Source organism: Streptomyces sp. NPDC041968 (assembly GCF_055589025.1).
The window spans coordinates 1,010,051-1,031,589 of record NZ_JBVJCB010000001.1 but is presented as its reverse complement, the minus strand read 5'-3'; the positions used below and the strand labels follow the sequence as shown (position 1 = coordinate 1,031,589).

At 71.6% G+C, this 21,539-nt stretch carries 18 protein-coding genes; 3 read left to right on the top strand and 15 right to left on the bottom strand.

What is annotated here, in order from left to right:
* Nucleotides 1-100: 100 nt before the first annotated feature.
* Both ACZ6EG_RS04610 and ACZ6EG_RS04605 read right to left on the bottom strand, forming a co-directional pair.
* A complete protein-coding gene (locus ACZ6EG_RS04610) occupies nt 101-1,291 on the bottom strand; it encodes a helix-turn-helix domain-containing protein (RefSeq protein WP_391968115.1) in 1,191 nt (396 codons plus the stop codon).
* 387 nt (nt 1,292-1,678) lie between these two features.
* Nucleotides 1,679-2,029: a hypothetical protein gene (locus tag ACZ6EG_RS04605; protein WP_391968114.1), complete on the bottom strand. Its 351-nt coding sequence runs from the start codon at nt 2,027-2,029 to the stop codon at nt 1,679-1,681.
* A 293-nt stretch (nt 2,030-2,322) separates the two neighbouring features.
* Between ACZ6EG_RS04605 and ACZ6EG_RS04600 the strand changes: the two genes are divergently transcribed.
* Complete coding sequence (locus ACZ6EG_RS04600) at nt 2,323-2,850, top strand: universal stress protein (RefSeq protein WP_053131343.1); 528 nt, start codon at nt 2,323-2,325, stop codon at nt 2,848-2,850.
* Nucleotides 2,851-2,979: 129 nt separating this feature from the next.
* Nucleotides 2,980-3,546 (top strand): GPR1/FUN34/YaaH family transporter, encoded by a 567-nt coding sequence (locus ACZ6EG_RS04595; RefSeq protein ID WP_391968113.1) that lies wholly within the window; start codon nt 2,980-2,982, stop codon nt 3,544-3,546.
* A 120-nt stretch (nt 3,547-3,666) separates the two neighbouring features.
* Here the strand turns inward: ACZ6EG_RS04595 and glmS are convergent, their stop codons facing one another.
* The 3 genes from glmS to ACZ6EG_RS04580 all read right to left on the bottom strand — a co-directional run bounded on the left by glmS (nt 3,667) and on the right by ACZ6EG_RS04580 (nt 6,754).
* On the bottom strand, nt 3,667-5,484 hold the full coding sequence (glmS, locus tag ACZ6EG_RS04590; protein ID WP_356603668.1) for a glutamine--fructose-6-phosphate transaminase (isomerizing): 1,818 nt from the start codon (nt 5,482-5,484) through the stop codon (nt 3,667-3,669).
* 33 nt (nt 5,485-5,517) lie between these two features.
* On the bottom strand, nt 5,518-5,775 hold the full coding sequence (locus ACZ6EG_RS04585; protein ID WP_004987724.1) for a hypothetical protein: 258 nt from the start codon (nt 5,773-5,775) through the stop codon (nt 5,518-5,520).
* Between the two features lie 88 nt (nt 5,776-5,863).
* Nucleotides 5,864-6,754: a DUF4429 domain-containing protein gene (locus ACZ6EG_RS04580; RefSeq protein ID WP_391968112.1), complete on the bottom strand. Its 891-nt coding sequence runs from the start codon at nt 6,752-6,754 to the stop codon at nt 5,864-5,866.
* A 98-nt stretch (nt 6,755-6,852) separates the two neighbouring features.
* On the opposite strand from ACZ6EG_RS04580, the gene ACZ6EG_RS04575 reads away from it, so the two are divergent.
* Nucleotides 6,853-8,457 carry a beta-N-acetylhexosaminidase gene (locus ACZ6EG_RS04575; RefSeq protein WP_391968111.1) on the top strand — a complete coding sequence of 535 codons (1,605 nt, stop codon included), beginning with the start codon at nt 6,853-6,855 and terminating at the stop codon, nt 8,455-8,457.
* 69 nt (nt 8,458-8,526) lie between these two features.
* Here ACZ6EG_RS04575 and ACZ6EG_RS04570 read toward each other — a convergent pair whose 3' ends face one another.
* The 10 genes from ACZ6EG_RS04570 to ACZ6EG_RS04525 all read right to left on the bottom strand — a co-directional run bounded on the left by ACZ6EG_RS04570 (nt 8,527) and on the right by ACZ6EG_RS04525 (nt 21,498).
* Nucleotides 8,527-10,299 carry an IucA/IucC family protein gene (locus ACZ6EG_RS04570; RefSeq protein WP_469601457.1) on the bottom strand — a complete coding sequence of 591 codons (1,773 nt, stop codon included), beginning with the start codon at nt 10,297-10,299 and terminating at the stop codon, nt 8,527-8,529.
* Entirely contained in the window at nt 10,296-10,850 is a 555-nt protein-coding gene (locus tag ACZ6EG_RS04565) for a GNAT family N-acetyltransferase (RefSeq protein WP_391968109.1), read from the bottom strand. Before ACZ6EG_RS04565 ends, ACZ6EG_RS04570 begins: the two co-directional genes overlap by 4 nt.
* A complete protein-coding gene (locus tag ACZ6EG_RS04560; RefSeq protein ID WP_391968108.1) occupies nt 10,847-12,127 on the bottom strand; it encodes a lysine N(6)-hydroxylase/L-ornithine N(5)-oxygenase family protein in 1,281 nt (426 codons plus the stop codon). Before ACZ6EG_RS04560 ends, ACZ6EG_RS04565 begins: the two co-directional genes overlap by 4 nt.
* On the bottom strand, nt 12,111-13,553 hold the full coding sequence (desA, locus tag ACZ6EG_RS04555; protein ID WP_391968107.1) for a lysine decarboxylase DesA: 1,443 nt from the start codon (nt 13,551-13,553) through the stop codon (nt 12,111-12,113). The genes ACZ6EG_RS04560 and desA overlap by 17 nt, the downstream gene beginning before the upstream one ends.
* Nucleotides 13,554-13,757: 204 nt before the next feature.
* Nucleotides 13,758-14,618, bottom strand: coding sequence for a siderophore-interacting protein (locus ACZ6EG_RS04550; RefSeq protein ID WP_391968106.1), 861 nt, complete (start codon nt 14,616-14,618; stop codon nt 13,758-13,760).
* Nucleotides 14,619-14,644: 26 nt separating this feature from the next.
* Nucleotides 14,645-15,688 carry an ABC transporter substrate-binding protein gene (locus ACZ6EG_RS04545; protein WP_469601451.1) on the bottom strand — a complete coding sequence of 348 codons (1,044 nt, stop codon included), beginning with the start codon at nt 15,686-15,688 and terminating at the stop codon, nt 14,645-14,647.
* Between the two features lie 119 nt (nt 15,689-15,807).
* Nucleotides 15,808-16,968, bottom strand: coding sequence for an acyl-CoA dehydrogenase family protein (locus ACZ6EG_RS04540; RefSeq protein ID WP_469601447.1), 1,161 nt, complete (start codon nt 16,966-16,968; stop codon nt 15,808-15,810).
* Between the two features lie 4 nt (nt 16,969-16,972).
* The gene (locus ACZ6EG_RS04535) at nt 16,973-17,920 is read right to left on the bottom strand and encodes a hydroxymethylglutaryl-CoA lyase (RefSeq protein ID WP_391968103.1); all 948 of its coding nucleotides are present in this window, start codon (nt 17,918-17,920) and stop codon (nt 16,973-16,975) included.
* Complete coding sequence (locus ACZ6EG_RS04530; protein WP_469601684.1) at nt 17,917-19,857, bottom strand: acetyl/propionyl/methylcrotonyl-CoA carboxylase subunit alpha; 1,941 nt, start codon at nt 19,855-19,857, stop codon at nt 17,917-17,919. Before ACZ6EG_RS04530 ends, ACZ6EG_RS04535 begins: the two co-directional genes overlap by 4 nt.
* Nucleotides 19,858-19,881: 24 nt before the next feature.
* Nucleotides 19,882-21,498 (bottom strand): carboxyl transferase domain-containing protein, encoded by a 1,617-nt coding sequence (locus ACZ6EG_RS04525; protein WP_391968102.1) that lies wholly within the window; start codon nt 21,496-21,498, stop codon nt 19,882-19,884.
* Nucleotides 21,499-21,539: the final 41 nt, after the last annotated feature.

Here is a 21,539-nt window from a genome sequence, read left to right as displayed (position 1 = left end):
GCCCTCTACGGGCCGTAACCCCCGACGGGCAGTAGCCCCCCCCCGCAAGCCGCGGTGCCGGACGGCCCGGGTGGGGCCGTCCGGCGTGGGCGGTGTCATGTCACGGTGCGCTGCGCGGCCCCGGCAGGCCGGCCGCCGCCGGCATCGGTGCTGCCGTGCGGCGGGTCTGGTACGGGACCGCGCCCTCCGACGGCAGGGCCCCGTTCTCCGGCGGCACGGGGGCCCGGGAGACCCCCTCGGCGCCGGACTCCGGGTCCACCGGACGCTCGCCCTGGGGGCGGCGCGCCCGGTAGGCGGCCCGGTAGGCGGCCGGCGACGAGCCGAGCTGCCGGCGGAAGTGGCCGCGCAGGGCGACCGGTGAGCGGAAGCCGCAGCGGCCCGCGACCTCGTCGACCGAGTAGTCCGACGTCTCCAGCAGGCGCTGCGCCTGGAGCACCCGCTGGGTGATCAGCCACTGCAGCGGCGCGCTGCCGGTCAGCGATCGGAACCGCCGGTCGAAGGTGCGCCGGCTCATGTACGCGCGGGCCGCCAGCGTCTCCACGTCGAACTGCTCGTGGAGGTGCTCCAGCGCCCAGGCGACGACCTCGGCGAGCGGGTCGGCGCCGATCTCCTCCGGTAAAGACCGGTCGAGGTAGCGCTCCTGTCCGCCCGCGCGGCGCGGCGGTACCACCAGGCGGCGGGCCAGCGCGCCGGCCGCCTCGTTGCCGTGGTCGGTGCGCACGATGTGCAGGCACAGGTCGATGCCCGCGGCCGTGCCCGCCGACGTCAGCACGTCCCCGTCGTCCACGAACAGCTCGCGCGGATCGACATGGACCGACGGATAGCGCTTGGCCAGCGTCGGCGCGTACATCCAGTGGGTGGTGGCGGGCCGGCCGTCGAGCAGCCCGGCCGCCGCCAGCACGAACGCGCCGGTGCACAGGCCGACGATGCGGGCACCCTCCTCGTGCGCCCTGCGCAGGGCGTCGAGGGCTTCCTCCGGTGGCGGCGAGGTGATCGACCGCCAGGCGGGCACGACGACCGTCCCTGCGCGGGCGATCGCCTCCAGCCCCTGGGGCGCGGTGAGTTCCAGTCCCCCTGTGGTCCGCAGGGGGCCTTCCTCACCGGCGCACACCAGTAGTCGGTAGCGCGGTACGCCGGCGTCCTGGCGGTCGATCCCGAACACCGACAGCGGTATGGAACTCTCGAAGATGGGACCGCCGCTGAACAGCAGCACTGCGACGATCTCCTTGCGGCGTCGCCCGGAGAGCTTCCGGGCCGCGGCTTCCGGCGCGGCAGTGGAGTCGTGGCTCATAACTGCTAAGCCCCCCTCGGTGGTCGCGGCGCCCCTAACTGGTCGGGCCTGTCGCTCCAGCACGTTTCCCCTCGGTCCTGCACGAGTCCCCCGCCGTAGACAGTCAAGATCGAATCTACTGTGTCCGGTCGTGCCGAGGTGGCCGGTTCGGCACTTGGGACATTGTCGACATGGCAACTTGGCGTGAAGCAGTCGATCACGAAGCGTTGCACTCCGGGGCGCCACAGGGAAGTGCGCCTTGTGTCAGTGGCCAATCCCCGTAGGGTGCGCAGGGCCCCTGAGACCCTTTCCGTGCAGGTGGAACGGGGGATGGGGGGTGGTGGGGGGCAGGGATGAGCCACCCCTGGAAGTTGGCTGAAAAGGAGCGGACGCGTGCGCGGAAACCGGTCAGCCGACCGGTGTGTTTTCTCCGGCGTGCCGTCCGCCCCGTCGCGCGGCCGGTGCGGCGCGGTGCCGGTGACCGGCCCGCGGTGCGTGGGCCGGGCCCGTCTGCCGGGCCGCGACCCGTTCGGACCGGCGCAGCAGCAGACGGCAGGCGCCGGTGACGGCGGCCAGGCCCAGGGCCGTGCCGGCGGTGCCGGCCAAGGAGGCTCCGTACCAGAGGAGCACCAGCGGGACGAGGAAGCAGCTGAAGGCCGCCCAGCGGAGGAGATCGGTGACGCCGTCCCGGGGCGGCGCGGCGGGCGCGGGTTCGGTCGCTCCGGAGGGCGGCCGGGCGGTGCGGTGCGGTCCGGACATGCGTGCTCCCTGGGGCTGGCGGCACGGAGATCAACGCCCGGGGAGCGCGTCGGTCACGACCGATCACGGACAGTTGAATCCTGCGCAAACCGCCTGTACAGCGCAGCAACCATTGCGTTACGGGCGCCCCTCGTGCATGCTCCGGTGAACCCCGCGGCGGACCATCCGCGGGATCCGGGCGAAGGAGGCGTGGCCCCGTACCCTTGGGGGTATGGGCTTGGGAAGACCATTCCCGGACACAGCTCCGCCGCTCACTGTCGTCCCCCATAGAGGATAAAAACGCCGAGACAGCCATGGCCGGTCACTCATTCTTCGAACCCGCGGACCGCAAGCGGCCCGTCGCCGAGCCTACGGCGGCCGAGCCCCTGGCGGCCGAAGAGCCACGCCAGTCCTGCGACCCAGCCTTCAAGCACGGTGTCGTCGTGGGCTTCGACGGTTCCACGTCCAGTGAGCGAGCCCTCGCCTACGCCATCGGCATGGCCTGCCGGCTCGGCTCGGGTCTGGTCATCGTGCATGTCGCCAACCGACTGCCCACCACGGTGTGGGCCGGCTGCGAGCCGCCCGTCTTCGTCGACGTGCCGGACCACCGCACCGAGGTGCTGGGTCTGGAGCTGGCGTGCGCGGACTACCTCTCCGAGGTGCCCTGGATCCTGGTCGAGCGCGGCGGCGACATCTGCCACGAGCTCGAAGAGGTGGGCCGGGAGTACGAGGCGGACGCCATCGTCGTCGGGTCCAGCCACGGCCTGGTGGGCCGGCTCTTCGGCTCCGTCGCCGGACGGCTCGCCAAGCGGGCGCAGCGGCCCGTGGTGGTCATCCCGTAGCGGACTCGGCGGCGAGCCGGTCCCTTCCCGTCATGCAGCGTGAACCTACCGACGCGTAGAGGTGTTTGTGCCCTTGTGAAGGGCATATACGGTGCACCGCACCACGCACCCGCACGAAGGGAGCCCGCCGTGGACAATGACGTCTCCGCGGGAAGCACCACCACCATCGTCGTCGGCCGACTCGCCCTCGGCATCACCCTGCTGGCCTTCGGCCTCGGTCACACCGGCGTGATCGACGGCGTGACGGCGGCGGACGCCGTGACCATCGCTCAGTACGTCGGCGGGGTCGCGCTGTTCGTCGCCGGTCTGCTGGCCCTGCGCGACCGGGACACCGTCACCGGCACGGCCTTCGCCGTCCTGGGCGCGCTCTGGTTCACCTGGGCCGTCTCGGCCGGCCACCAGGTCTCCGCCAACGCGTCGGGGCTCTTCCTGCTCCTGTTCGCGCTGGTCGCCCTCTCCCTGACGGCCGCCGGCGGCGACCTGCTCGGGCAGGCGACGCACGGGCTGCTCGGCGTGTCCCTGCTGCTCCTCGCGATCGCCGTCCTCGCGGACGGTGAGGTGCTGGGCAAGGCGGGCGGCTGGTTCGCGGTCGCCGCGGGGGCGGTCGCCTGGTACGCGGCGACCGCGGCCCTGGCCCACTGGCCGACGGCCGTCCCGCGACGCGCCGGGCGCCGGGGTGTGACGGCCACCGGCTGACCGCGCGGGCCGGGGGGCGGGCGGCTCCCCGGCGACGAGGACGGGCCCCCGGTGCGTGGTGGCGCACGCGGGGGCCCGTCTTGGGCGTCCGGCCGGATCGGGAGGGCCGGCCCGGGAGAGCTACTCCACCGTCACCGACTTGGCGAGGTTGCGCGGCTTGTCGATGTCCCGGCCGAGGGCCAGGGCCGTGTGGTAAGCGAGGAGTTGCAGCGGGATGCCCATCAGGATGGGGTCCAGCTCGTCCTCGTTCTTCGGGACGACGATGGTGTGGTCGGCCTTCTCCTGCTCCTGGTGGGCGACCGCGAGGATCTGGCCGCTGCGGGCCTTGATCTCCTCCATCGCCGCGCGGTTCTTCTCCAGCAGGTCGTCGTCCGGCACGATCGCGACCGTCGGCAGGGCCGGCTCGATCAGGGCGAGCGGGCCGTGCTTCAGCTCGGAGGCCGGGTAGGCCTCGGCGTGGATGTAGGAGACCTCCTTGAGCTTCAGGGAGGCCTCGCGGGCGACCGGGTAGCCCCGGACGCGGCCGATGAAGAGCATCGAGCGGGCGTCGGCGTACTGCGCGGCCAGCTTCTTGACGTCCTCCTCCTGCTCCAGCATCTCGGCGATCTGCGCGGGCAGCTTGCGCAGGCCCTCGATGATCCGCTTGCCGTCGCGCACGGAGAGGTCGCGGGTGCGGCCGAGGTGCAGGGCGAGCAGCGCGAAGGCGACGCAGGTGTTGGTGAAGCACTTGGTGGAGACGACGCAGACCTCGGGGCCGGCGTGCACGTACATGCCGCCGTCGGCCTCGCGGGCGATCGCCGAGCCGACCACGTTGACGATGCCGAGGACGCGGGCGCCCTTGCGCTTCAGCTCCTGGACGGCGGCCAGCACGTCGTACGTCTCACCGGACTGGGAGACGGCGATGTACAGGGTGTCGGGGTCGACGACCGCGTTGCGGTAGCGGAACTCGGAGGCGGGCTCGGCGTCCGCGGGGATGCGGGCCAGCTCCTCGATCATCTGGGCGCCGATCTGGCCCGCGTGGTACGAGGTGCCGCAGCCGAGGATCTTCACCCGGCGCACGGCCCGCGCGTCGCGGGCGTCCAGGTTGAGGCCGCCGAGGTGCACGGTGGAGAAGCGGTCGTCGATCCGGCCGCGCAGCACGCGGTCCACGGCCTCCGCCTGCTCGTGGATCTCCTTGTGCATGTAGGTGTCGTGGCCGCCCATGTCGTAGGAGGCCGCCTCCCACTCCACGGTGGTCGGCTCGGCGGTGGTGCGGGTGCCCTCGGTGGTGTAGGTGCGGAAGTCGTCCGCCTTGAGGGTGGCCATCTCACCGTCGTCGAGGGTGACTATCTGGCGGGTGTGGGCCACCAGCGCGGCGATGTCCGAGGCGACGAACATCTCCTTCTCGCCGATGCCGAGGACGACCGGCGAGCCGTTGCGGGCGACGACGATGCGCTCGGGGAAGTCGGCGTGCATCACGGCGATGCCGTAGGTGCCCTCGATGACCCGCAGGGTCTCGCGGACCTTGTCCTCCAGCTTCGCCGCCTCGGAGCGGGCGATGAGGTGGACGAGGACCTCGGTGTCGGTCTCGGAGAGGAACTCGACGCCGTCCGCCTCCAGCTTGCGGCGCAGGTCGGCGGCGTTGTCGATGATGCCGTTGTGGACGACGGCGACCTTCTGGTCGGCCGACATGTGCGGGTGGGCGTTGGCGTCGGACGGGGCGCCGTGGGTGGCCCAGCGGGTGTGGGCGATGCCGGTGGTGCCCTTGAAGCGCGCCGGGACCTTGGCCTCCAGGTCGCGGACCCGGCCCTTGGCCTTGACCATCTTCAGGCCGGTCGCCTTCGGGGAGGTGACGACGATGCCCGCCGAGTCGTAGCCGCGGTACTCGAGTCGCTGGAGGCCCTCGAGGAGCAGGGGCGCGACGTCACGCTTGCCGATGTATCCGACGATTCCGCACATGTATACGTAAACCTCGTGTTCCTCTTCGGCTTCTCAGCCGTAGACGATGCGGCGCAGCTGGCGGAGCGAGAGCTCCGGCGGTGCGACCGCCCGGTATTTCAGGTCCGCCTCGATCCGCTCGAAGATCGTCGCGTTCACCAGGCCCTGGGCCTGGAGCTCGCGGTGGCGGCGACGGACGTACTCCTCGGTCGTCTCGTCGAAGTAGGCGAGCACGTCCTGGACCACGCGCAGCGCCTCGCCCCGGCTGAGGGGCGTGGACCGCGTCAGATGATCAACGAGTTCGTCGTGCACCCGGTAGATCCTGGGGTACCGGTGAGGGTTTCGCAAGAATCCTGCCCGATTTCGGGCAGGCGCGCTGTCGGCCGGTCGGTGAGCACCGCTACATGCGCTTCAGCACCGCCTGTTTGGCGAGGGTGAACTCCTCGTCCGTGAGCACCCCGGAGCGGTGCAGTTCGCCCAGCTCCCGCAGCCGACGCAGCAGCGCGTCGTGGTCGTCCTCGGCGGCGGCGGGGGCCGGGGCCGGGGCCGGCGCGTCCTCGGCCGGCCGGGCGTCCTCCAGGGCCGCGGGGGCCGACGGATGCGGAAGGCGGGCCTGTACGGCCGCGGCCACCAGGGCCATCAGCGGGTCCCGCTTGAAACCCCACAGCTCCACGGCGTTGGGGTCATACTTGGGCGGCACCTTGCTCGGCGCGGCCCGTACGGTGAAGCGGAGGTGGCCGTTCTCCAGGCCGACCGTCGGCTGCCACTCCACCGCGACGATGTCGGCGAGGGGGAGGGTGCGCGGACCGGCGGCCGACTTGGCGTCCTCCGCCTGCCACTTCCACTCCAGGCGGACGCGCTCCCCGTCGAAGCTCGCGACGCCGTCCCCGGCCGACACCGACAGCGGCACGGAGGGCCCGGGCAGCAGGTAGGCGTCGACCGGACCGGACGGAACCTGGTCCAGGAGCAGGGCGTTGCGCACCTCGTCGGTGAAGTACTCGGCGACGCCGTACCGGTCGGCCTCCACGGTCAGCTGGTACGGGTCGTGCGGCTCGGCCAGCCGGCCGCCGGTGGCGTGCAGCAACGGGTCGGCGCCGTCCCGCAGCCGCAGCCGCAGCCGCCCGGACTTCTTGCCCTGCTCGAACGATATGCCCGCCAACGCCGTCAGCGGGACGCTCAGTTCACCCAGCTCCCGGCGGAGCAGGCTGACGTTCTTGTCCCGTCCGGGAGTCAGCCGCAGGGTGTCGCCGTCGAAGACCCACGTGCCGTCCTTCTGGATGATTTCCGCCATGTGGAGATTGTTCCATCGTCGTTGCGCGGGGTGGTGGTGCGGGACCGTGGTCCATACCCTCTGGGACACATCTCTGTACGCCTCACAAGGGAGCGCACGTGAGACCTCATCGACGGCACCACAGCACGACTCCCCGACTGACCCGTCTGCTGGGCTCGTTGCTGTTGGTCGCGACGGCCTGCGCCGTCACCACCGGCGCGGCGCCGACCCGGGCGACGGCGGCGACCCCCCTGCACCAGGTGATCCCGGCCCCCGCCTCGGTGGACCCGGGCGGCGCCCCGTACCGCATCACCAGCGGCACCCGCATTCGCGTGGACGACGCGCGCGGGGCACGCCGGGTCGGCGACTACCTCGCGGACGTCCTGCGGCCCTCCACCGGCTACCGACTGCCCGTCACCTCGCACGGCCAGGGCGGCATCCGGCTGCGTCTGGCGGCGGGACCGTACGGCGCCGAGGGGTACCGCCTCGACAGCGGCCGCGCCGGTGTCACCATCACCGCCCGGGAGACGGCCGGCCTCTTCCACGGCGTCCAGACCCTCCGCCAGCTCCTGCCCGCCGGCGTCGAGAAGGACTCCGTGCAGCCCGGCCCCTGGCTGGTCGCGGGCGGCACCATCGAGGACACCCCGCGCTACGCATGGCGGGCCGCCATGCTGGACGTCTCCCGGCACTTCTTCGGCGTCGACGAGGTCAAGCGCTACATCGACCGCATCGCCCTCTACAAGTACAACAAGCTCCACCTGCACCTCAGCGACGACCAGGGCTGGCGCATCGCCATCGACTCCTGGCCGCGCCTGGCGACGTACGGCGGCTCCACCGAGGTGGGCGGCGGTCCCGGCGGCTTCTACACGAAGGCCGACTACAAGGAGATCGTCCGCTACGCCGCCTCCCGCCACCTGGAGGTCGTCCCGGAGATCGACATGCCCGGCCACACCAACGCGGCCCTCGCCTCCTACGCGGAGCTGAACTGCGACGGCGTGGCGCCCCCGCTGTACACCGGCATCGAGGTCGGCTTCAGCTCGCTCTGCGTCGACAAGGAGGTCACCTACGACTTCGTCGACGACGTCGTCGGGGAACTGGCCGCCCTCACCCCGGGCCGCTACGTGCACATCGGCGGCGACGAGGCGCACTCCACCCCGCACGACGACTACGTGACGTTCATGGACCGGGTCCAGCCGATCGTCGCCGAGCACGGCAAGACGGTCGTCGGCTGGCACCAGCTGGCCGGGGCGAACCCGGCCGAGGGCGCGCTGGTCCAGTACTGGGGCCTGGACCGGACCAGCGACGCGGAGAAGGCGCGGGTCGCCGAGGCCGCGCGGAACGGCACCGGACTGATCCTGTCCCCGGCCGACCGGACGTACCTCGACATGAAGTACACCAAGGACACCCCGCTGGGCCTGTCCTGGGCGGGCTACGTGGAGGTGCGGCGCTCCTACGACTGGGACCCGGGCGCCTATCTGCCGGGCGCCCCGGCCTCCGCGGTGCGCGGGGTCGAGGCGCCGATGTGGACGGAGACCCTGGAGAACCCGGACCAGCTCGACTTCATGGCCTTCCCGCGGCTGCCGGGCGCCGCCGAGCTGGGCTGGTCCCCGGCCTCGACGCACGACTGGGACACCTACAAGGTGCGGCTCGCCGCGCAGGCCCCGCGCTGGGAGGCGATGGGCATCGACTACTACCGGTCACCGCAGGTCCCCTGGGCCGACTGACGGCACACGCGGAAGCGGGCACGCCGGATGACCGTCTCCGGGGTGCCCGCTCGTCCGTGGGGGCCTTCGCTACCGGCCCGCGAGGGGGTTCTTCAGGGTGCCGATCAGCTGGAGCGCGCCGGACGGGTCGGCGAGGTCCACCATCTGCTTGTTGTTGCGCAGCTGGAGCCGGTTGAGGCAGGACAGCGCGAACTCGGGCGCGAACATGTCGTACCGCTCGAACTTGTCGGCCAGCTCCGGCACCGACTCCTGGTACTCGCGGGTGACCTCGGCCACCGTCCGCCAGAAGGCGTCCTCCTCGACGATCCCCTCGCCGGCCAGGTTCGCGGCGAGGAAGCGGAAGAAGCAGTCGAAGACGTCCGTGAAGATCGACAGCAGCTTCTTGTCCTCGGGGACCTCGACCGCGATCCGGGAGACCTCCGGCGGCAGCACCGCGTCCGGGTCCATCACCGCGATCTCCTCGGCGATGTCCTTGTAGATCGCCCGCTGCACGACGCCGTCCTTCAGGACGAGGATGACGTTCTCCCCGTGCGGCATGTAGACCAGGTCGTAGGCGTAGAAGCTGTGCAGCAGCGGGACGAAGTAGGCCCGCAGGTAGTGCCGCAGCCACTCGGTGGGCGTGAGCCCCGACCGCTCGATCAGCGCGCCCGCGAAGGAGGCGCCCCGGTGGTCGACGTGGACGAGCGAGGCCATGGTGGCGAGCGTCTCGCCCTCCTGGAGGGACGGGACCGGGCTCTCCCGCCACAGCGCCGCCAGCATCTTGCGGTACGGCGAGTAGCGGTCGGTGGCCCGCTCGTACTCCAGGTGCCGGTAGCCGACGGCCGCCCGCTCCCGGATGATCGTCAGACCCGTCGACTTGAGCACCGGGTCACCCTCGATGAGCTGGGCGAGCCAGTCGTTGATGGCCGGGGTCGCCTCCATGTACGCCGCCGACAGGCCGCGCATGAAGCCCATGTTGAGGACGGACAGGGCCGTCTTCACGTAGTGCTTCTCGGGGTGCGAGGAGTTGAAGAAGGTCCGGATGGACTGCTGGGCCAGGTACTCGTCGTCGCCCTCGCCGAGGCAGACCAGGTGCCCGCGGGCGACCTCGGCGGCGAAGGTGACGGTGAGCTTGTTCCACCACTGCCAGGGGTGGACCGGGATGAGGAGGTAGTCGGCCGGGTCCAGGCCCCGCTCGCGCAGCACGCCGTGGAAGCGGTCGACGGTCCCCTCGCCCAGCTCGTCGCGGACGAAGGACTCGTACTCGATGCCCACGCCCGCCGTGAACGCCGCCCGCGAGCGGTGCGCGGCCAGCCACACCAGGCGGACCGGGCTCGCGGTCTCGGGGGCGTACGACAGGTACTCGTGGACGCCGAAGCCGAGCCGTCCGTTGTTGGCGACGAAGCAGGGGTGGCCCTCGGTCATGCCGGTCTCGACGGCCTGGAAGCCGCTGTCCACCAGCTCGGCCGAGGTGAGCTTCGGCTTGGTGAGCTTGTAGCAGGTCCCGGAGAGGGTGGAGGAGATCTCCTCCAGGTAGACGGGCAGGATCTCGTCGCTCAGCCCCAGCGTCTCCTTCAGCTCGACGAAGAAGTCGAGCGCGGCCAGGGGCAGCTCCGCGCCGTCGCGGTGCCGGGTGATCGAGTCGGGGTCGACCTGCCAGTGGTCCAGCGCGCGGACGGTCGCGGTGAAGCGGTACTCGGTCCCGCCGTCGTCGCCGCGGACGACGTAGGCGTCGCCGGCGGTGCGCTCCGGCGTGAGCAGCCGCTCGTGCGTGAACTCGGCCAGGGCCTTGCGGATCAGGAGGCGGTTGGCCTGCTCCCAGCGCTCGGGGGAGAGGTGGGCCACGGCGTCGGCGAGGCTCATGCGGACACCGCCTTCTCGAACTGCTCGCGGGTGCAGAAGCTCAGCAACGCCTTCTTCTCCGGCTTCTGGATCTCGCGCTCGGGCACGAATCCGACGGCTGCGTTCAGGGCGTGGACGGCCTTGTTGTCGACGTCCGGCTCCACGACGACCCGGGCGGTCGCCGGGTCGGCGAACAGCTCGGCCATGACGGCGGTGATGACGGCCCGGGTGAAGCCGTGCACGGGGCGGTCGGTGGGGGCGACCAGGAAGTGCATGCCGACGTCGCCCGGCTCGGGCTCGTACAGACCGGTCAGCTCGCGGTGGGCCGGGTCGTACTTCTCCATCAGGAAGGCGGGGACGCCGTCGTGCAGGCCGATGAAGGCGTGGTGGTGCTCGTCGGCGGCTATCTCCATGTACGCGCGCTCGACGTCGACCAGTTTCGCCTCCTGCATCATCCAGAACGCGGACTTGGGGTGGGTGACCCAGCCGTGCAGGAGGGCGGCGTCCTTCAGCGGGTCGAGGGGGCGGATGGTCAGGGCGCCGATGCCGGCGGCCTTCGTGGGGGTGGTCATGCGCTGAACTCCTGGAACGCGATCGACTTCTCGACCGGGTAGTACTCGGTGCCGAGCAGCTCTCGGATGATGTAGCTGTTGCGGTAGGCACCCATGCCCAGATCGGGGCTGGTGATGCTGTGCGTGTGGACACCCGCGTTCTGCAGGAACACGCCCTGCCCGGTGACGTCGACGGCGTAGTTGCGGGCGACGTCGAAGTTGCCCCGCGCGTCGTGGCGCAGCCGGTCCCGGACGGGCTTGAGGAACTCCGGCTCGGCGTACTTGTAGCCGGTGGCCAGGACCAGGCCCTGGGTCTCGATCTCGAAGTCCCGGCCCTGCTCCTCCTGGCGGAAGGCGAGCGTGTACGTGCCGTCCGCGTACCGGGCGTCGGTCAGGGCGGAGTTGGTGAGCAGCCGGGTGGGGACCGGGCCGCCGAGCTTCTTCTGGTAGAGCAGGTCGAAGATCTCGTTGATCAGGTCGCCGTCGATGCCCTTGAAGAGGCCCTTCTGCTCGGCCGTGAGGCGGTAGCGGGTGTCCTCCGGCAGCGCGTGGTAGTAGTCCACGTACTCCGGGGAGGTCATCTCCAGGGTGAGCTTGGTGTACTCGAGCGGGAAGAAGCGCGGGGAGCGCGTCACCCAGTTGAGCCGGTACCCGTGGACGTCGATCTCGCTGAGCAGGTCGTAGTAGATCTCGGCGGCGGACTGGCCGCTGCCGACCAGCGTGATCGAGTCCTTCTTCTGGAGCTCGGCCTTGTGCTGCATGTAGCGCGAGTTGTGGAGGAAGTCCCCCGCCAGGCCGCGGCAGGCGTCCGGGATGTGCGGCGGGGTGCCGGTGCCGAGTACGAGGCGGCGGGCGCGGTAGGTGTCACCGCCGGTGGTCGCGACGACGTACAGCTCCTCCCGCTCGTCGTAGGTCACCTCGGTGACCGTCGTGGAGAAGCGGACGCAGCTCAGCTTGTTCGCGGCCCAGCGGCAGTAGTCGTCGTACTCGACGCGCAGCGGGTAGAAGTTCTCCCGGATGTAGAACGAGTAGAGCCGGCCCTTCTCCTTCAGGTAGTTGAGGAAGGAGTACGGGGACGTCGGGTCGGCGAGCGTGACCAGGTCCGACATGAACGGGGTCTGGAGGTGGGCGCCGTCCAGGAACATGCCGGCGTGCCACTCGAAGTCCGGCTTGGACTCCAGGAAGACGCCGTTCAGTTCGGCGATGGGCTCGGTCAGGCAGGCCAGGCCGAGGTTGAAGGGGCCGAGGCCGATCCCCACGAAGTCGTACGTCGCGGTGGACTCAGGAAGCGCGGTCAAGGGACTCTCCCAGGTACTGCTCGGCGTGGCCGGCGATCAGGTCGAGGACGGCGGCGATGTCGGCCGTGGTCGTCTCGGGGTTGAGCAGGGTGAACTTCAGGTAGTGGCGTCCGGCCACCTTGGTGCCCGCGACCACGGCGTCGCCGGAGGCGAACAGGGCCTTGCGGGCGTACAGGTTGGCGCGGTCGATCTCGGCGGGGTCGGTGACGGCCGCCGGGATGTAGCGGAAGACCAGGGTGGACAGGCTCGGCTCGACGACGACGTCGAAGCGGGGGTCGGCGGCGAGCAGCTGCCAGCCCTCGGCGGCCAGGTCGCACACCTCGTCGAAGAGCTGCCCGATGCCGTCGGCGCCCATCACGCGCAGCGTCATCCACAGCTTGAGTGCGTCGAAGCGGCGGGTGGTCTGGAGGGACTTGTCCACCTGGTTGGGGATACGTTCCTGCACCATGCGACGCGGGTTGAGGTACTCCGCGTGGTAGGTGGCGTGGCGCAGCGTGGCCGCGTCCCTGACCAGCACGGCGGAGGAACTCACCGGCTGGAAGAAGGACTTGTGGTAGTCCACGGTGACCGAGTCGGCCCGCTCGATGCCGGTCAGCCGGTCCCGGTACTTCAGGGAGGCGAGCAGCCCGCAGCCGTAGGCCGCGTCCACGTGCATCCACACGCCGTACTGCTCGCACAGTCCGGCGATCTCCGGCAGCGGGTCGATGGAGCCGAAGTCGGTGGTGCCGCTGGTGGCGACGACGGCCATGGGGACGAGGCCGTCCTGCGCGCACCGTTCCAGCTCGCGGGCGAGGGCGACCGTCTGCATGCGCTTGTCGTGGTCGACGGGGATCGAGACGACGGCGTCGGGGCCGAGGCCGAGCAGTTTCGCCGACTTCTTCACGCTGAAGTGGGAGACCTCGGAGGCGAAGACGCGCAGGTCGGCGAGGTTCTCGGTCTTCGCCTCCTCGCGGGCCAGGAGCAGCGCCTGGAGGTTGGACTGCGTGCCGCCGGAGGTGAACACGCCGTCGGCGGCGGGGCCGAGGCCGATGCGGGCGGTGGTCCAGTCGATCAGTTTGCGCTCGATGAGCGTGCCGCCGGCCGACTGGTCCCAGGTGTCCAGCGAGGAGTTGACGGCGGACAGGACCGCCTCGCCGAGCACGGCCGGGATGACGACCGGGCAGTTGAGGTGGGCGAGGTAGCGCGGGTGGTGGAAGTAGACGGCGTCGCGGAGGTAGACGTCCTCCAGCTCGTCGAGGACCGCGGCCGTGTCGTGCAGCGGCCGGTCGAGATCGATCTCGTCGATGCGGGGGGAGAGGGCGTCGACCGCGATGCCGGTGAACGGGCGGTCGGTGGTGGCGATTCTGGCGGCCACCCGCTCGACTCCTTCGGTCACGGAGCGGCGGTACTGCTCCGCCGTGGCGTCGTTGAGCAGGTGCGAGCGCATGTGGGGGTCCTCCGGTGGGGACAGGTCCGAGAGGGGCGGGAGAGGGGCAGGAGCCTTCAGGTTACTTAGGTTAGCCTAACCTAACTTTTTTCGATCACGTGCATGTCAGGACGTGACTGACGTCACTCGCGTCACAACCGTGGGTGACGCGCGGGGAGTTGGGGCCGCGCCGGCCGGTCCGGCCGGGCGTGCACGGCCCGCGCGTCAGCCCTGCTCGCGGAGTTGTTCCTCCGTCAGGCCCTGGCGCCAGTAGCCGACGAAGGTGACGCGGCGGCGGTCGACGCCGCGCTCGCCCACGAAGTGCCGGCGCAGTTGCCTGACGTGTCCGGACTCGCCGGCGATCCACACGTAGGGGTGGGCGGCGGGCGGGAGCTGGGCCGCGCGGAGGGTGGCGAGGGTGGCCCCGGGGTCGTCGCAGGTGTCCCGGACCAGCCAGGTGACCTCGGCGTCCGCCGCCGTCTCCAGGTCCTGGACGTCCTCGGCGTGCGGGACCTCCAGCCAGACCCGGGCGCGGGTGCCGGCCGGCAGGGACTCGACGATCGCGCAGGCGGCCGGCACGGCGGTCTCGTCGCCCCAGACCACCACCAGGTCGGTGTCCTCGGGCGGGCGGAAGCGGATCGCCCGGTTGTCGGCGACCGCCGGGCCGAGCAGCAGGACCCGGTCGCCGGGGGCGGCGCCCGCGGCCCAGCGGGCGGCGGGGCCGGGCTGGACCGGCGACCGGGGGTCGACCCCGTGCAGCACGAAGTCGATGTCGATCTCGACGGCGTCGCCGTCGGCGTCCCGGCGCAGGGCCCGCAGCGTGTAGGACCGCATCACCGCCCGCACGTCGTCGGGCAGTTCGCGCCAGCCCTGCCACCACCCGTCGCCCAGCTCGACCGGTACGGCCGGCTCGGTCTGGCCCGGGTGCGGCAGGAACAGCGACAGGGACTGGTCCCGCCCGTCGGAGTGGAAGGCGCTCAGGTCGGGGCCCGCGAAGGTGACCCGGGCCAGAGACGGACCGAGCCGCCTCGTCCGTACGACCTGGAGGGAGAAGAAACGGAACGGGGCGGCTACGGCCGTCGTCATGGAGGGCTCCGGGGAGAAGGGGAGGGTCAGCCGACCTTCTTGGCGTTCTCGATCGCCTCGGCCAGGTTGTCGAGCAGCGGCGTGCACTTGTCGTAGGACAGGATCGGCTCGGGGGAGCGGGCGATGACCTGGCCGGCCTTGACCGCGGGGAGCTGCTTCCAGGTGCCCTCGGTGATGTCCGCCGGCTGGATGGTGGAGGCTCGGTCGTCCATGATGATGACGTCGGCCGGGTACTTGTCGACGTTCTCCCAGCTCAGGGACTCGAACCAGCCGCCGGTCGCCTTCTTGGCGTCCTCCGAGGGCTCGACAAAGTTCACGCCGAGGGCCTTGAAGTACTCCAGGTCGACGGAGAGGTTGGTGCCGGAGACGTAGAACAGCTCGGCGCTCGCGGAGCCGGCCAGGACCCGGATCTCCGGCTTGGCCTTGGCGGCGGCGCGCAGCCGGGCCGCGGCCTTCTCGAAGGCGGCCTTGGCGTCGGTGACCTTCTTCGCCTTCATGTCGGCGCCGAGCGACTCGGCCAGCTCCCACATGCGCTGGAGCGGCTGGGTGAGCTGGCGGTCGAAGACGGAGATCGCGACGCTCGGGGCGAGCTTGGCGACCTTGTCCTTGGAGTCCTCGGGAACGGACCAGAGGGTGCCCGCGGTGTCGAAGGTCGTGGTGACGAGCAGCTCGGGGGCGAGGGTGGCGTACTTCTCGACGTTGAGCTTGCCCCACTCGTTGCCGAGGACGGTGACCTTGTCGACGTCGAGGTCGCCGGCCTGGACGTCGGGCTTGCCGTCCTTGGTCGTGGTGGGGCCGAAGACGCCCTTGACCTGGACGCCGTAGTCGTGGAGGGCGGCGGCGACGCCGGTGAAGGCGACGATGCTCGTGGGGACCTTCTCGAGCTTCACGGTCGTGCCACGATCGTCCTTGAAGGACCAGGGGCCGGACTCGGCGGCCGCCTTGTCGTCCGAGCCACCGCTCTTCGCGTCGTCGTCACCGCAGGCCGTGAGCGCGGCGCCGAGGCCGAGGGCGCCGCCCGCGGCGAGGATTCCGCGGCGGGTCAGGTGGGTAGCTCTGGCGTTGGGCATGGTGTGGCTGCTTTCGAACGGTGCGGAGCCTCCGCGGGACAAGTCCAAGGTAGGTTAGCCTAACCTCAGATCTTGTCCAGTGGCGGGGCTGTGACCAACCCCGCCCCGCCGTCCGGCGCCTAGCCGACCAGGCCCAACTCCCGGGCGATCAGCATCCGCTGGACCTCGCTGGTGCCCTCGCCGATCTCCAGGATCTTCGCGTCCCGCCACATCCGGGCCACGGGGTACTCGTTCATGAAGCCGTACCCGCCGTGGATCTGCGTCGCGTCCCGGGCGTTGTCCACCGCGACCGTCGACGAGTACAGCTTCGCCAGTGCCGCCTCCTTCTTGAAGGGCTCGCCCGTCACCAGCCGGGAGGCCGCGTCGCGCCAGGCGAGTCGGGAGGTGTGGGCCTTCATCTCCATGTCGGCGATCTTGAACTGGATGGCCTGGTTGGCGCCGATCGGCTTGCCGAAGGCGTGACGTTCCTTCGCGTAGGCGACCGACTCGTCCACACAGCCCTGCGCGAGCCCCGTGCCCAGCGCGGCGATGGCGATCCGCCCCTCGTCCAGGATGCGCAGGAACTGGGCGTAGCCCCGGCCCTGTTCGCCCAGCAGGTTCGCCGCCGGGACCCGGACGTCGGAGAAGGACAGCTCACGGGTGTCCGAGGCGTTCCAGCCGACCTTCGAGTACGGGGCGGCCACCGTGAAGCCCGGGGTGCCGGAGGGGACGATGATCGCCGAGATCAGCGGACGGCCGTCCGGCTTGCGGCCCGTGACCGCCGTGACGGTCACCAGGCCCGTGATGTCCGTGCCCGAGTTGGTGATGAAGCACTTGGTGCCGTTGATGACCCACTCGTCGGTCGCCTCGTCCAGGTGGGCCGTCGTCCGCGTCGCCCCCGCGTCCGAGCCGCCGTCGGGCTCGGTCAGGCCGAAGGCGCCGAGGATCTCGCCGGAGCACAGCCGGGGCAGCCACGCGCGCTTCTGCTCCTCGGTGCCGAACAGGTGCAGCGGCATCGCGCCCAGCGAGACGCCCGCCTCCAGGGTGATGGCCACCGACGAGTCGACGCGGGCCAGCTCCTCCAGGGCGATGCCGAGGGCGAGGTAGTCGCCGCCCATGCCGCCGTACTCCTCCGGGAACGGCAGGCCGAACAGGCCCATGCGGCCCATCTCCCGGACGATCTCGTACGGGAACTCGTGCCGCTCGTAGAAGTCGCCGATCTTGGGCGCCACGACGTCGTGGGCGAACGCCTCCACCGTGCGGCGGAGGTCCTCGAGTTCGGGGGAGAGCTTGTGGTCCATGCTGTCACTGCTCCTGGTGGGAGAGGGCTCGAACGGTCCGGGACGGGCTGGGTCGGCCCAGGTGGGCGGCCATCCAGACGCTGGTGGCGACGAGACGGCCGAGGTCGATGCCGGTGTCGATGCCGAGGCCGCGCAGCATCCACACGAGGTCTTCGGTGGCGAGGTTGCCGGTGGCGGACTTGGCGTAGGGGCAGCCGCCGAGCCCGCCGGCGGAGGCGTCGACCGTGGTGACGCCGTGCCGCAGCGCGGTCAGCGTGTTGGACAGGGCCTGGCCGTAGGTGTCGTGGAAGTGGACGCCGAGCGCGTCCACCGGGACACCGGCGCCGGTCAGCGCGGTGAGCAGGGCGCCGACATGGCCCGGCGTCGCCACCCCGATGGTGTCGCCCAGGCTGAGTTCGTCGCAGCCCATGTCCAGCAGGGCCCGGCACACCGTCACCACCTGTTCGACGGGGACCGGCCCCTCCCACGGGTCGCCGAAGCACATCGAGAGGTAGCCCCGTACGTGAACGTCCGCCTCCTTCGCCCGCGCCACCACCGGCGCGAACATGGCCAGCGCCTCGTCCACCGTGCGGTTGAGGTTGGCCTTGGCGAAGGACTCGGTGGCGCTGGCGAAGACCGCGACGCGGCGGGCGCCGAGCGCCAGCGCCCGGTCGAGGCCCCGCTCGTTGGGGACCAGCACGGGCAGGTCCACCGGCAGGCCGGCCACCGCCGGGAACAACTCCTCCGCGTCGGCCAGCTGCGGCACCCACTTGGGGTGCACGAAGCTCGTCGCCTCGATGGTGGTCAGACCGGTGCCGGCCAGCCGGCGGACGAACTCCGCCTTGACCTCCACCGGGACGACCGCCTTCTCGTTCTGCAGGCCGTCGCGCGCGCCGACCTCGTGGACGCGGACGCGGGCGGGCAGGCCCTCGGCCGGTACGACCATGGGCAGGCCCGTCTCCGGGGTGTTCATGCCGTCTCGTCCTCGCCCTCGCCGGCCGGGGTGATGACCGCCAGCACCTGGTCCATGGCGACCGTCGTGCCCGGCGCCACGTCCAGTTCGGCGACGGTGCCGGCGTGCGGGGCGGAGATGACGTGCTCCATCTTCATCGCCTCCACGACCAGCAGGCTCTGCCCGGCGGCCACCTCGTCGCCGACGGCGACCTTCACCACCGTCACCGTGCCCGGCATGGGCGCGGTCAGCGAGTCGGCGCCCGCGTGGGCGGCGCCCGTGAGGGAGGCGGCGACCGGGTCGTGGTCGCGCACGTGCCAGGCGTCGCCGTCGCGGCCCAGCCAGTCGGCGGCGCGGTGGAAGGTGTGCCGGACGCCGTCCAGGGTCACCGACACGCGGTCCTCGGTGACGGTGTGGGTGCCGCGCGGGGTGTGTTCCACCGGATCGGTGACGCGCAGGGGGAAGACGACCGGTTTCGGCTCGCCGCCCGTGCGCCAGCCGCTCGGCACGGAGAACGGGTCGATCCAGCCGTCCCCGCGCGGACGCAGCGCGTCCAGCCGGACGGCCGCCGCCGCCTCGTACACCTCCTCCGGCACGCCGGTGGGGACCAGGCCGTCGACCTCGCGCTCCACCAGCCCCGTGTCCAGCTCGCCCGCCACCACCGCCGGGTGGGCGAGGAGCCGCCGCAGGAAACCGGCGTTGGTCTGCACGCCCAGGGTGACCGTCCCGGCGAGGGCCGCGCGGAGCCTGCGCAGGGCGGTCGCGCGGTCCGGGCCGTACGCGATCACCTTGGACAGCATCGGGTCGTAGAGGCTGCCGACCTCGCTGCCCTCGCTGAGCCCCGAGTCGGTGCGCACGCCGTCGCCCTGGGGCTCGTGCAGCCGCAGGACCGTGCCGCCGGAGGGGAGGAAGCCGCGCGAGGGGTCTTCGGCGCACAGCCGCGCCTCGACCGCGTGCCCGGTCAGCCGTACGTCCTGCTGCGTGAACCCGAGCGGCTCGCCCGCCGCCACCCGCAGCTGCCACTCCACCAGGTCCAGGCCCGTGACCAGCTCGGTCACCGGGTGCTCCACCTGGAGGCGGGTGTTCATCTCCATGAAGTAGTACTGCGAGGGGTCGCCGCCCGGCACGATGAACTCCACCGTGCCGGCGCCCCGGTAGCCGCACGAGCGGGCCGCCTGCACGGCCGCCTCGCCCATCGCGGCGCGGGTCGCCTCGTCGAGGAGCACGCTGGGCGCCTCCTCGATGATCTTCTGGTGGCGCCGCTGGAGCGAGCACTCGCGCTCGCCCAGGTGCACCACGTTCCCGTGGCCGTCGGCCAGCACCTGGATCTCGATGTGCCGGGGCCGGTCGATCCACCGCTCCACGAGCAGCGTGTCGTCGCCGAAGGAGGCGCGGGCCTCGCGGCGGGCGGCGGCGATCTCGTCGGCGAGCGCGGCGGTGTCCCGCACCAGGCGCATGCCCTTGCCGCCCCCGCCGGCCGACGGCTTCAGCAGCACCGGAGTCCCGATCTCGCGGGCCGCCTCGGCGAGCTGCCCGTCCGTCAGCCCGCTGCCGCTGGAGCCGGGCACGACCGGCACCCCGGCCGCCTTCACCGTCTCCTTGGCGCGGATCTTGTCGCCCATCAGGGCGATGGCGTCGGCGGGCGGTCCGATGAAGACCAGCCCCGCCTCCTCACAGGCCCGCGCGAAGGCGGCGTTCTCGGCGAGGAACCCGTACCCCGGGTGCACGGCCCGCGCCCCCGTCCGGGCCGCCGCCTCCAGCAGCCGCTCGACGGACAGATAACTCTCCGCCGCCGGCGCCGGACCGATCCGTACCGCCTCGTCGGCCTCCCGCACGTGCCGCGCGTCCGCGTCGGCGTCGGAGAAGACCGCCACCGAGCGCACACCCAGCGCACGCAGCGTCCGGACGACGCGCACCGCGATCTCCCCGCGGTTGGCCACCAGTACCGTGTCGAACATCGAACTCCCCATCGAGTCCCCTCCTCACATCCGGAAGACGCCGAACCGGGGCTCGCCCAGCGGCGCGTTGGCACACGCGGTCAGGGCCAGACCCAGCACCTGCCGGGTGTCGGCGGGCTCGATCACCCCGTCGTCCCACAGGCGGGCGGTCGCGTAGTAGGCGTTGCCCTGGTGCTCGTACTGCGCGCGGACCGGCGCCTTGAAGGAGTCCTCCTCCTCGGCCGACCACTCCTCGCCCCGTGCCTCCAACTGGTCCCGCTTGACCGTGGCCAGCACGGACGCGGCCTGCTCGCCGCCCATGACGGAGATCTTGGCGTTGGGCCACATCCACAGGAAGCGCGGCGAGTACGCCCGGCCGCACATCGAGTAGTTCCCCGCGCCGTACGACCCGCCGACGACCACCGTCAGCTTCGGCACGCGCGTGCACGCCACCGCCGTCACCATCTTGGCGCCGTGCTTGGCGATGCCGCCCGCCTCGTAGTCCCGGCCGACCATGAACCCGGAGATGTTCTGGAGGAAGACCAGCGGGATGCCGCGCTGGTCGCACAGCTCGATGAAGTGGGCGCCCTTCTGGGCGGACTCGGAGAACAGGATGCCGTTGTTGGCGACGATGCCGACCGGATGGCCGTGGATGCGGGCGAAGCCGGTGACCAGGGTCTGCCCGTACTCGGACTTGAACTCGGCGAACCGGGAGCCGTCCACCACCCGCGCGATGACCTCGCGCACGTCGTAGGGGGTGCGGGAGTCGACCGGCACCGCGCCGTACAGCCCCTGCGGGTCGGCCTTCGGCTCGACGGCGGGCTCCACACCCCAGGGGAGCGAGCCGCGCGCGGGCAACGTGGAGACGATCTGCCGCACGATCCGCAGCGCGTGCGGGTCGTCCTCGGCCAGGTGGTCGGTCACACCCGAGACCCGGGAGTGGACCTCGCCGCCGCCCAGCTCCTCCGCCGTGACCACCTCGCCGGTGGCCGCCTTCACCAGCGGCGGGCCGCCCAGGAAGATCGTCCCCTGATTGCGGACGATCACCGCCTCGTCGCTCATCGCGGGGACGTACGCGCCGCCCGCCGTGCAGGAGCCGAGGACGGCGGCGATCTGCGGGATGCCGGCGCCCGACATCCGGGCCTGGTTGTAGAAGATCCGGCCGAAGTGCTCCCGGTCGGGGAAGACCTCGTCCTGCATCGGCAGGAAGGCTCCGCCCGAGTCGACGAGGTACAGGCACGGCAGCCGGTTCTCCAGCGCCACCTCCTGCGCCCGCAGGTGCTTCTTCACGGTCATCGGGTAGTACGTGCCGCCCTTGACGGTGGCGTCGTTGGCGACGATCACGCATTCCCGGCCGCTCACCCGGCCGATCCCGGCGATCACGCCCGCGGCCGGGGCCTGTCCGTCGTAGAGCCCGTCGGCGGCGAGCGGCGCCAGCTCCAGGAACGGCGAGCCCGGATCGAGCAGCGTGTCCACGCGGTCGCGGGGCAGCAGCTTGCCGCGCGCGGTGTGCCGGGCCCGCGCCCGCTCGCCGCCGCCCAGCCGGGCCGCGGCCAGCTTGGCGCGCAGCTCGTCCACAAGGACGCGGTGCGCCTCCTCGTTGGCCCGAAAGGCCTCTGAGGCGGGATCTGCCGCCGTCGTCAGCTCCGGTGCCTCGTGCATCCTGCGGTCCCCTCACCCGATGGTCGATCAGTTAATGAGCG